This window comes from Streptomyces aureus (genome assembly GCF_001418135.1).
Classification (GTDB): Bacteria; Actinomycetota; Actinomycetes; order Streptomycetales; family Streptomycetaceae; genus Streptomyces; species Streptomyces aureus_A.
On record NZ_LIPQ01000023.1, the window covers coordinates 1 to 10066 of the forward strand.

Below are 10066 nucleotides of genomic sequence, written 5' to 3' on the forward strand. Positions count from 1 at the left end.
GTGCCGGAGCAGGTACGCCGGGCCTCTGGTACGACCCTGTTGCCGCCCCCCATCCATGCCCGACGCCTCGGCCGCCTGCCCTGCTTCGGACGGCCCTACGGAGACTTCATGCCTGAGAACGACGCACCCGGGGTTCCCGACCCGGTGACACGCCACCCGCGACCCCCGCTCCCCGACCAGGAGCAGGACCACCCCGGCTCGACGGAGGAGATGCGCCCCCGGCCGGATCACGGTGAGGACTCGTACCGGGGCCACGAGGTGCTTTCGAACCGTACGGCGGTGGTGACGGGAGGGGACTCCGGAATCGGCAGGGCCGTATGCCTGGCATTCGCCAGGGAGGGGGCGGACGTCGTCCTCACCCACCTCGCCGAAGAGACCGACGAAGCCGTCGAGACCGCGCGTCTCGTCCGTGAGGCCGGCCGGACGGCGGTGCCCGTCCTGTGCGACATCCGCGACGAGAACCAATGCTCGGCCCTGATCGACCGTGCCGTGGACGAGCTGGGGCGGGTGGACATCCTTGTCAACAACGCCGCGTACCAGATGTCCCAGCCCGACGGGATCGAGGCGATCACCACGGAACAGTTCGACCGGGTGATGAAGACCAACCTGTACGGAATGTTCTGGCTGACACGCAAGGTCCTGCCCCACATGCCGCGAGGCGGGTCGATCATCAACACCACCTCGGTGCAGGGGTACAAGCCCAGTCCCCATCTCCTCGACTACGCGATGACGAAGTCGGCGATCATCTCCTTCACCCACGGCCTGGCCCAGATGCTCGCCGAACGCGGCATCCGCGTCAACGCCGTCGCCCCCGGACCCGTGTGGACGCCACTCATCCCCGCGACGATGCCTGACACGACGAAGTTCGGCACGCAGTCCCCGCTGGGCCGCCCCGCCCAGCCGGCGGAGATGGCACCGGCCTACGTCTTCCTTGCCTCACCCCAGGCGAGCTACATCACCGGCGAGATCGTCAACGCCACCGGCGGCACCCCACTGCCCTGACGAACGGCCGGCGGGAATCGCCCCGTCCTCCTACCCTTCGACTCCCGTGGAGGTGTGCGAGGCGCCCACGGGCTTGGATTCCGGGGAGCCTCGCTGACGCAGATACACGGAGAGGATGGCCATGGCGGCCACAGCCAGCAGTTCCGACTGCCAGTTCTGCAAGGAGCGGTCCCAGAAGTCGGCTGAGGCCAGGTAGCTGCTCCACGACACCGGTGGCAGGAGCTCCCGCAGTCGCTGCTCGTTGTAGGCGGCCGTTCCGGCGATCGACTGGGCGAGCCAGGACAGGACGAACAGCAGGGCCATCGCGGTCCCGAGAGAGCGTGAGTACAGGCGCTGTCGCCAGTCCTTGGTGCCGGCCCAGCGGGGCGAGTCGGCCCGGGCGTGGTCTCCGACGCGCTGCTCCTGGTCGCTTTCGGGACCCGCCTTGTGGAGTTCCTTGGACTCGGGTGAGCCGCGCTGGAGGAGCCAGACGGTGCCGAAGATGTAGAGGAAGAACTGGAGGAACTCCGACTGCCAGTTCTCGGTCACGTCGACGGCGAAGTCCGACGACATCAGGTACTCGCCGATCGTCAGCTGCTGCATCCCGTCGACGGCGAGGTCCTCGTTGAAGCCGGCGTGCCCGGCCAGTGCCTGGCCGGCCAGGACCACGAGGAACGCGCCGCCGAAGGCGAGCGTGAGGCTGTTGTCCTTCCAGAACCGTCCCTCACGGGGTTCACGTCGCCCGCTCACCGGTGCATCGCCCCGATCACGGTGAAGTAGCCCAGCCCGCCGAGGATCGTCACCAGACAGATGGCGAACAGAAGACGCACGTCAGCCGCCCTTCACAGAGCACCGGTAGGGCTCGCCGGCCTGCGGAGCGCACCCCGCGGCGGTGACTTTCCAGCCGTCGGCGAACTGCGAAAGGAACAGGATGTCGGTCGGCAGTCGCAGCAGCGCCTGCCTTCCGTACACCTGCGTGTCAGGCACTCCGTCGGCGGCGGAGAGAGCCTGGCCTTCCAGAGCCGGGCCGCACGGCTTGTTCTCGTTCTCTTCGAGTTCCTCGCGGGTCTGGGGCGCGATCAGCGTGCACGCCCGCGCGTAGTCCGCGTCGGCGAGTGCCTGTTCGAAGGCCAGGCCGGCCTGCCGGGCCCCGTCCACGCGGGCCGCGGGCGCTCCGCAACCGCACAACAGCGTGGCCACGACGGCGGACGCTGTGAGAGTCGCGAAGGTCCGCTTCCGCCCATCCATGTCGTCTCCTCCGCCTGGGCATGCGGGCGCCGGATCCGGAACGGGCACCCCCACCACCATCGCTCCCGGATCCGCCCCACCGTGCTCGCGACGCCCGTGACACTCCCCGGACCGCCCGCCCGGACCAACCCCGGCATCGAAGGACCGTCGGTCGCTGCGAGCCCGCCGACGAACGGGGCGAAGACCCGCCCGCACACCCGGGATTCGGCTGTTCGGCGGAGACCGCCACCGCCCACTCCGGCCGTCTACGACTCGGCCTGATGGTTCAGAACGTGTCCTGCGGTGCTACGACGGTGAATCGCGCTCCCTCCGGGTCGGTGAGGTCGACCCAACGGCTCGTCGTGGACGTACCCACAGGGGAGACGGCTCCGCCTCCCCGCGCGTACGTGGCCTCGATCGCCTCTTCCAGGTCCGGTACGGGGAAGTGGACGTGCCAGCGCGGGCGGATCGAGGGGTCCGGAACCGCGTCGACCGCTCCTCCGCTGATGCGCGCGACGGTGTCGTGGCCGTGGCGCAGGACGACGTGGTCGTGTTCGTAGGACGCCACGCAGCAGCCGGCGTCTCCCCCGGCCCAGTCGAAGACCTCCCCGTAGAAGATCGAGGCTTCGAACACGTCGCGTGTGTGCAGCTCCAGCCAGGCCGACGCTCTGCCCCGGCCCACCGACCAATCCGGGACGACAGTGCCCTGCCAGAACCCGAAGACTGCTCCGGCGGGGTCGGCGGCCAGTCCGGCGCGGCCGGTGCCGAAGGCCAGGGGGCCTACGGCCATGGTCGCCCCGCGTTCACGGATACGTGCGGCGGTGACGTCGGCGTCCGCGACGGCGAAGTACGGCGTCCACGCCACCGGCAGGTCGAGGCGCTCGGCGAGAGCGCCGATCCCCGCGACGGGCATGCCCTCCCGGAGGGCGACCGAGAAACTGTCCCCGAGGCTGCTGGCGCGGAACCTCCAGCCCAGGACCCCGGCGTAGAAGTGCTGCGCGGCTGCCAGGTCCCGGGCCATCAGACTGACCCAGCACGGGGCGCCCGCGATCTCATCACTCGACGTCGACACGGCCGTCACCCTCGGATCACTCGTGCAGGACAGGGAATATTCCACTGTAAATCTGCCCATAGCACCGAGCTGAGGGCCTGCACCGCGCCGGACGTGGCCGACCGATTCCACCACTCGGGTCCTCACAGGGCTGCGCAGGGTGCGCACACTCGGCGTGGCGCACCCGGCAGAAGTCGGGACTGCGCACCTGGCGCCTATCGAGCGGCGACACCCGGGCGCGGCATCAGTCGACGGCCGGTCCCTGGGTGTCGCCCGGCTTGGAGAGGAGTGCCAGCAGGTCGGTGACCTGATAGCCGGCCTCGGCCGGATGCCGGAAGAGGGCACCCTGCACGATGCTGTAGCGATTGCGGCGACCGTCGTTCCCGCGGCTGCGCGTGAGGTACCCGGCTTCTTCGAGGTCGGTGACGATGGCCTGCACCGTCCGCTCGGTGATGCCGCAGATCGATGCGACGTCGCGCAGGCGTATGGCGGGATCACGGAAGATCGTCAGCAGGACCCGGGCATGACTGGTGAGAAAGGTCCAGTCCGAGTGGTTGGCGCTCGTTTCGCCCATGCTTGCACCCTGCCCGGAATGGGGGACGCCAGTCATCGTACGAGGCGAATTTCGGGCATTTATTGACGCAATTCACCCCAAAAGGGAGACTCGCAGGGGAAGGCTCGTTTCGGTCTGGAGGCTCTCATGACTCTCTTCTCCGAAGCCACGCGGCTGGAATCCCCACCGGTCAGCGGGCAGGAGGCCCGCGTCAGCATCTCCGTACACAACGCTCCGGGCGGCCCCGTCGTGAGCGTCGCCGGAGAGCTCGACCTCAGCACCGCCGCACATCTGCGGGTCGTCCTGCTGAAGGCGACGGAGGCATGCCCCGCCGGCTGTGGGATCACTCTGGACCTGTCCGGGGTCACGTTCTGCGACTGCACGGGGTTGCAGGTCCTGCTGCGTGCGCGCCAATGGGCCCTCCACGACCACCACCCCCTGGCCGTCACCACCTCCAGTCCCCGAGTAGACCGCCTGCTGGAGATCACCAGGACAGCACCGCTCTTCACCCCAGCGGGATAGAGCGGCGGCCGTCGCCCCAGGCGGACGTCTCCCGAAAGGCGGCGGCGCGACGCCGACGAGAGGCGCGACACCAGGCGCGACACCCACCGGGAGGACGGCGGGCGCGCCGGGCGCCCGCGCGTCGGTGACGCGTGGACGTCCCCGCCGGCGACGCGTGGACGTCGAAGCGGCCGAGCCGCATCCCGGGCGAATCCTGCCGGCCGGAATGCGGACCGCGCGGAGAATCCGGACCGCCTCGTCGCGCGTGACGTGCGCCTGCGGCAGTGGGCGGCAGCAGCCTGAGGGGTGGGCCCTCAGTGGGCGCCCGCGTACACGCGGCTCGCGAATTCGGCGATCTGCTGGTCCGTGAGGTTCTGGGCGAGGTTGGCTTCCGAGATCATCCCGCAGAGACGGTGTCCGTTCTGCACGTCGATCACCGGCAGTCGCTTCACCTGGTTCTCCTCCATGACGTGCAGGGCGTCGGTCGCCGACGCCTCGGCGTCGATCCAGTGCAGCTCGCCGCCGAGGGAACCGCACTCGACCTGGGCCGGGTCCTGCCCGGCGGCCACACACTCGACGACGATGTCGCGGTCAGTGACCATCCCCATCAGCTTGTCGTCATCGCCACAGATGGGCATCGCACCCACCTGCATGTCCCGCATCATCCGCGCCGCGTCGTGCAGGGACTCGTGCTCACCCACGCACTGCGTCCCCGCCGTCATGATGTCGCGGGCCTTGAGCGGCTTGTTCGCAGCCATGATCGCTCCTCCCATCGTGGCACCGAACGGTGCCTACAGGTCGGCTTCCCTGCTTCCATCGCAACACGCATCTGGGACGCCTGCCACGCTGCGCGACACCCGTCGCCGCGACCCGCACGGGGGCTGCCTCCCGCCGGCCACGGGGCTCCTTCCAGCCGGCACCCCAGCCACGGAGAAACCCCCTCGCGATCAGCACGGTGGCGTCGCCTGTGGGGACTTCACGGGAGCGATTCACGGTGAGTCACGCATACGTTCGGACGCCCGGGGCACGCGAACGTCAGCCACAGGCGGCTGCTGGAGCCCGGCTCCAGGGCGGTCATCCAGGCCTCACAGGCGGGGAACATGAGCGCGACTGACGACGAAGAGAACAAGACGTCCGCACAGCTCGACATCGCCACGGCCATGCGCCGTGCCTCCGGGCAGCTCTCGGAGCTGCTGCGGTGCGAACCCGGATCCGTGTCCGCGGTCAAGGCCACGGAGGACGGGTGGACGGCCGAAGTCGAGGTCGTCGAGCTGGAGAAGGTTCCGGACACGATGAGCGTCATGGCCTCGTACCGCGTCGCCCTCGACAGCGAGGGGCGGCTCGTGGCGTACGAGCGCACACGGCGCTACGCCCGGGGCCAGATCGACCGTCGCTGACGACGGCGGCGGGCGCGGCCTCCCCCTGCCGGGGGTGGCGTGCCCGTGGACGTCGACAGGCGCTGAATCGAAAGGAGTTCACTGTGACACTCGTCCAACAGAGCAATGCCACGAGCGGCGGAAGCGGCTCGGGAAATCTCTACGATGTGCTGGAGCTCATCCTCGACCGAGGGCTGGTGATCGACGCGTTCGTCCGCGTCTCTCTGGTCGGGATCGAAATCCTCAAGATCGATGTCCGCGTGGTGGTCGCGAGCGTGGACACGTACCTGCGCTTCGCCGAGGCCTGCAACCGGCTCGACCTGGAGTCCGGGCGAAAGGCCCCCACACAGCTCACCGACATCGTCGGCGAGATGACCGAGAACGGCGCCAAGGGCAAGTCCAAGGGTGCGCTGACCGGCGCCGTCGAGGCGATCACGGATTCCCTGCAGAGCAAGCGCGAGGAGTCCGAGGAGGAGCCCCGCAAGCGGCCGGCGCGCAAGTCCTCCTCCAGCCGCACGTCCGCCGCCCGACGGGAGGAGTAGCAGATGCCGACCTACATCTACGCCATCACCGGCGCCGACCATCCCCTGCACCTGAAGAACCTCCAGGGCGTGGGCGACCCGCCGTCTCCGCTGCGGACGGTCGCCGCGGGCGACCTGGCCGCGGTCGTCAGCGACGCCCCCGAAGGGCTGCGGGCCAAGCGCCGCGACGTCCTGGCGCACGAGGCGGTCCTGGAGTCCCTGATGGCGGACGGGGCGACGCTGCCGATGCGCTTCGGCCTGCTCGGCCCGGACGACGACCAGGTCGGCGACGCGCTGCGACAGGACAGCGACAACTACCGCGCCCGCCTGGCCGAACTCGACGGTCACGTGGAGTTCAACCTCAAGGCGGCCCGTGACGAGCAGGACCTGCTGCTCGAGATCGTGGCGGAATCCGATCAGATCAGGGAGCTCAACGAACGCACGAGGTCGGGCGCCGCGGGGCAGGACGAACGGATCGCTCTCGGGGAACTCGTCGCCGGCCAGGTGGCCGAGCGCAACAACGACCGGGCGGAGATGACGATGGAGCGGCTGCTGCCGTCCGCGGCCCGTGCCCAGCGTGCCGAGCCCGCCGCCGGCCTCTTCCTCAACGTCTCCTTCCTGATTCCGGCCTCCACCGCGGACACGTTCGTCCGCGCCGTACGGGACGAGGCCGACCGGCAGGGCGAGGCCTGCACCTTCACGCTGACCGGGCCGCTGCCGCCGTACAGCTTCGTGTGACGCGGCGGCCGACGGAGACGCGAACGCCGGTAAGGAGGCGGGGACATGGGTCTCATCACCGGAATTCTGACCCTGCCGTTCGCACCGCTGCGCGGTACGGCGTGGGTGGTCGACCAGGTCCTGCTCGCCGCGGAACGCGAGTACTACGACCCCGGCCCCGTACGCGCGCAGCTGGCGGCCCTCGTGGACGACCTGGCGAACGGGCGGGTGGAAGCGGAGGAGTTCGACCGGCGCGAGGACGCGCTGCTGGACCGGCTCGACGAGATCGAAGCGTACCGAAGGCAGACGGAGAACGGTTCATGATCCAACAGAGTGACCGACCGAGGCAGAACGAGGTGCACCGGTGACAGCGAAGAGCGCCACGACGGCGGCCGCGCTCGTCGGAGGGTATCTGCTGGGACGGACGAAGAAGGCCAGGTTGGCCATCGGGGTGGGGATGTTCCTCGCCGGCCGCAGGCTGGACCTCGACCCCCGGCGGATCGGGAAGCTGCTGGCTGCCTCACCGGTGACGGGAGCGCTGAGCGAGCAGGTTCGCAGAGAGCTGTTCGAGGCCACGAAGTCGGCCGCGGCGCAGGCTCTCACCAAGCGCGCCTCGGGCCTTGCCGACTCGCTGCAGCAGCGCACGAGGGCGCTGGGCAGCGACGAGGCCGAGGAACCCGAGGAGCGGGAGGAGCCCGGGGACGGTGCCGGCGGGGGTGGGCGGCAGAGGGCGCGGCCCGCGGCCTCGGCCAAGAGCAGCGCGGCGAAGAGCACCGCGAGGAAGGCGACGAGGAGCACGGCGAGGAAGAGCACCGGCCGCTCGTCCTCCCGAGACGACTCCTCCGCCGACAGCCCCCGTCGTGCGCCGGCCGCCGGCAAGCGTGCGAGCGCCCCCAGGAAGACGTCGGCGTCCCGCGCACGCAGGAGCAGGAGTGACAACGATGAGTGACTCGGCGCTCGGCAGGATCAGGACCGGCGTGGCGGACAACCCCGCCACCGAGCGGCTGAAGGAGGAGCTGCGGCTCTATCTGACGGCGCGCGCCGAGGACGCGGTCAGCCGGCTCGGACGGCGCCTCGGCGAAAGCGTGGCCAGGCTGGCCGAGCCGGCAGCCGGCCACGGCCGCCTGGCCAACAGCCTCGCCAAGGGAGGACAGGCCCTCGGCGAGGGCAAGTCCCCCGCACGGGCCGCGCTCGCCGCCGGGACCTCCGCGTTCAAGGACACCGTGAAGGGCAAGGCCAAGAACCTCTTCGGCGGCGGCCGTCCGCCCGGCGCGGGCGGCGACAAGAGCGTGACCATCGTCGAGGACATCGATGTCGGTGTGCCCGTGCGCGAGGCGTACGACCAGTGGACGCAGTTCCAGGAGTTCAGCACGTTCGCCAAGGGAGTCGTCAGCGTCGAGACGGCGGACGACACGACCACCCACTGGAAGGTGAAGGTGGCCAAGTCGACCCGCAGTTGGCAGGCGAACGTCACCGAGCAGATACCCGACAGGCGCATCTCCTGGACCACGGAAGGCGCCAAGGGCACGGTCCGCGGCGTGGTGACGTTCCATCGCGTCACGGACGATCTCACCCGCGTGTTGCTGGTACTGGAGTACTTCCCCAAGGGGCTCTTCGAGAAGACCGGGAACATCTGGCGCGCGCAGGGCAGGCGTGCCCGGCTGGATCTCAAGCTCTACCGCAAGTTCCTGATGCTGCGCGGAGAGGCCACCGACGGCTGGCGCGGCGAGGTCCGGGACGGCGAGGTCGTGGTCGGCCACGAAGAAGCGGTCGAGCAGGAGGACCGCGCCGACGGTGACGCGGAGGACCTCGGGCCCGAGGAGTACGACGGGTCCGTCGACGCGGAGGACCTCGACGACGAGGAAGCCGACGACGAGGCCGAGGCTGAGGCCGACCTGGACTACGAGGCGGACGCGGACGTCGAGGCCGAGGACGAGGACGACGACGAGGAGGACGAGGAGGACGTCGAGGACGAGCCGGCCGACGAAGCCGAGGAGGCCGACGAAGCCGAGGAGGCCGAGGACGACGACCGCCCGCGCAGGTCGGGGCGTCGTACCCGTCGCCGCGCCCGCGTCGGCAGCTGACCGACTGCAGAGCACACCCAGAGACAGGGGCCGCCAACATGTCCGAAACCTTCGCGGGACGCCTACCGGCATCACCGCATGCCGGATCGCCGAGCAGCAGGCAGGGCTCGTCCGCGAACCTCGCGGACATCCTGGAACGCGTACTCGACAAGGGCATCGTGATCGCCGGCGACATCCAGATCAATCTCCTGGACATCGAGCTGCTGACCATCAAGCTCCGGCTGCTGGTCGCCTCGGTCGACAAGGCGAAGGAGATGGGCATCGACTGGTGGGAGCACGACCCTTCGCTCTCCTCCCGGGCGCGCCCGCCCCGCCCCGTCGACAGCGGAGGCGGCGGCGGAAGCGCCAGGGGCGGTGGCGGCCGGGAAGAGCTCCTGGCCGACGAGAACGAGCGCCTGCGCGCCGAACTCGTACGACTGCGCGCCGCGGGCCTGCCGGAGGACGGACAGGAGCGGGAGCCGGAAGCGGTCACCCGCCCGGGGACGGAGGAGGCACGGTGAACGCACTCGGCCCGATCAACGAGGCCGCCGGCCCGCCCTCCCCCGGGGCCGGGAGTCGGTCCCGGCCGGAGGGGAAGCCGGCCGCTCCCCCGATGGCCTACGTGTACGGCGTCGGCCGGGACGACGGGAGCTTCGCCGACGCGGTCGGTACGGCGGGCGGAGTCGACGCCCAGGGCGTGCGGCTCGTCGCGGCGGACGGACTCGTCGCCCTGATGTCGGCCGTACCGCAGGACGCCTACGGCGAGGCGGCGCTGCGGCGCCGGCTGGAGGATCTCGGCAGCCTGGAGGAGATCGCCCGGGCCCATCACGCGGTGGTCGACGCCGCGTTCGCGCGAGCGGTGGTCCTTCCCTTCAGACTGGCCACGGTCTATCTCGACGAGGATCGGGTGGCCCGCATGCTGGCTGCCCACCGCGACCGGTTCACCGAAATGCTGGCGTGGCTCGACGGTCATGTCGAGCTGGGCGCGAAGGTCCACGCCGACCCGGAGTCGACGATTCCCGCACGCACCGCTCCCCAGGAGCCCGGCGCGGCGGCGGGCTCCTGGGGAGCGGTGC

At 70.3% G+C, this 10066-nt stretch carries 15 protein-coding genes; 10 read left to right on the forward strand and 5 right to left on the reverse strand.

All coding sequences use genetic code 11. The features are described from left to right. Positions 1–108 precede the first annotated feature (108 nt). Positions 109–1002 carry a glucose 1-dehydrogenase gene (locus AOK00_RS02590; protein ID WP_055598708.1) on the forward strand — a complete coding sequence of 298 codons (894 nt, stop codon included), beginning with the start codon at positions 109–111 and terminating at the stop codon, positions 1000–1002. A 30-nt stretch (positions 1003–1032) separates the two neighbouring features. Here AOK00_RS02590 and AOK00_RS02595 read toward each other — a convergent pair whose 3' ends face one another. The 4 genes from AOK00_RS02595 to AOK00_RS02610 form a co-directional block, all read right to left on the reverse strand. Further along, the gene (locus AOK00_RS02595; RefSeq protein ID WP_055598695.1) at positions 1033–1731 is read right to left on the reverse strand and encodes a DUF6766 family protein; all 699 of its coding nucleotides are present in this window, start codon (positions 1729–1731) and stop codon (positions 1033–1035) included. A gap of 81 nt (positions 1732–1812) precedes the next feature. Beyond that, the gene (locus AOK00_RS02600) at positions 1813–2229 is read right to left on the reverse strand and encodes a hypothetical protein (RefSeq protein ID WP_159041678.1); all 417 of its coding nucleotides are present in this window, start codon (positions 2227–2229) and stop codon (positions 1813–1815) included. A gap of 265 nt (positions 2230–2494) precedes the next feature. Next, complete coding sequence (locus AOK00_RS02605; RefSeq protein ID WP_055598697.1) at positions 2495–3229, reverse strand: glyoxalase/bleomycin resistance/extradiol dioxygenase family protein; 735 nt, start codon at positions 3227–3229, stop codon at positions 2495–2497. Positions 3230–3503: 274 nt separating this feature from the next. Further along, positions 3504–3833: a helix-turn-helix transcriptional regulator gene (locus AOK00_RS02610; RefSeq protein ID WP_055598698.1), complete on the reverse strand. Its 330-nt coding sequence runs from the start codon at positions 3831–3833 to the stop codon at positions 3504–3506. 126 nt (positions 3834–3959) lie between these two features. Between AOK00_RS02610 and AOK00_RS02615 the strand changes: the two genes are divergently transcribed. Continuing rightward, positions 3960–4334 (forward strand): STAS domain-containing protein, encoded by a 375-nt coding sequence (locus tag AOK00_RS02615; protein ID WP_055598699.1) that lies wholly within the window; start codon positions 3960–3962, stop codon positions 4332–4334. 293 nt (positions 4335–4627) lie between these two features. Here AOK00_RS02615 and AOK00_RS02620 read toward each other — a convergent pair whose 3' ends face one another. Then, entirely contained in the window at positions 4628–5071 is a 444-nt protein-coding gene (locus AOK00_RS02620) for a CBS domain-containing protein (RefSeq protein WP_055598700.1), read from the reverse strand. 342 nt (positions 5072–5413) lie between these two features. Between AOK00_RS02620 and AOK00_RS02625 the strand changes: the two genes are divergently transcribed. The 8 genes from AOK00_RS02625 to AOK00_RS02660 form a co-directional block, all read left to right on the forward strand. Continuing rightward, positions 5414–5710: a gas vesicle protein gene (locus AOK00_RS02625; protein ID WP_055598701.1), complete on the forward strand. Its 297-nt coding sequence runs from the start codon at positions 5414–5416 to the stop codon at positions 5708–5710. Positions 5711–5793: 83 nt separating this feature from the next. Continuing rightward, a complete protein-coding gene (locus AOK00_RS02630) occupies positions 5794–6231 on the forward strand; it encodes a gas vesicle structural protein GvpA (RefSeq protein ID WP_055598702.1) in 438 nt (145 codons plus the stop codon). 3 nt (positions 6232–6234) lie between these two features. Then, the gene (locus AOK00_RS02635; RefSeq protein ID WP_055598703.1) at positions 6235–6948 is read left to right on the forward strand and encodes a GvpL/GvpF family gas vesicle protein; all 714 of its coding nucleotides are present in this window, start codon (positions 6235–6237) and stop codon (positions 6946–6948) included. 45 nt (positions 6949–6993) lie between these two features. Then, positions 6994–7251, forward strand: a complete 258-nt coding sequence (locus tag AOK00_RS02640) for a gas vesicle protein GvpG (RefSeq protein WP_055598704.1) — start codon at positions 6994–6996, stop codon at positions 7249–7251. A gap of 40 nt (positions 7252–7291) precedes the next feature. Beyond that, positions 7292–7876, forward strand: a complete 585-nt coding sequence (locus AOK00_RS02645) for a hypothetical protein (protein ID WP_055598705.1) — start codon at positions 7292–7294, stop codon at positions 7874–7876. Beyond that, positions 7869–9011 carry an SRPBCC family protein gene (locus AOK00_RS02650; RefSeq protein ID WP_055598706.1) on the forward strand — a complete coding sequence of 381 codons (1143 nt, stop codon included), beginning with the start codon at positions 7869–7871 and terminating at the stop codon, positions 9009–9011. Before AOK00_RS02645 ends, AOK00_RS02650 begins: the two co-directional genes overlap by 8 nt. A gap of 38 nt (positions 9012–9049) precedes the next feature. Next, on the forward strand, positions 9050–9511 hold the full coding sequence (locus AOK00_RS02655; RefSeq protein WP_055598707.1) for a gas vesicle protein: 462 nt from the start codon (positions 9050–9052) through the stop codon (positions 9509–9511). Then, positions 9508–10066, forward strand: a 559-nt coding sequence (locus AOK00_RS02660) for a GvpL/GvpF family gas vesicle protein (protein WP_254047216.1), incomplete at its 3' end; no start/stop codon positions are given. The genes AOK00_RS02655 and AOK00_RS02660, both read left to right, overlap by 4 nt.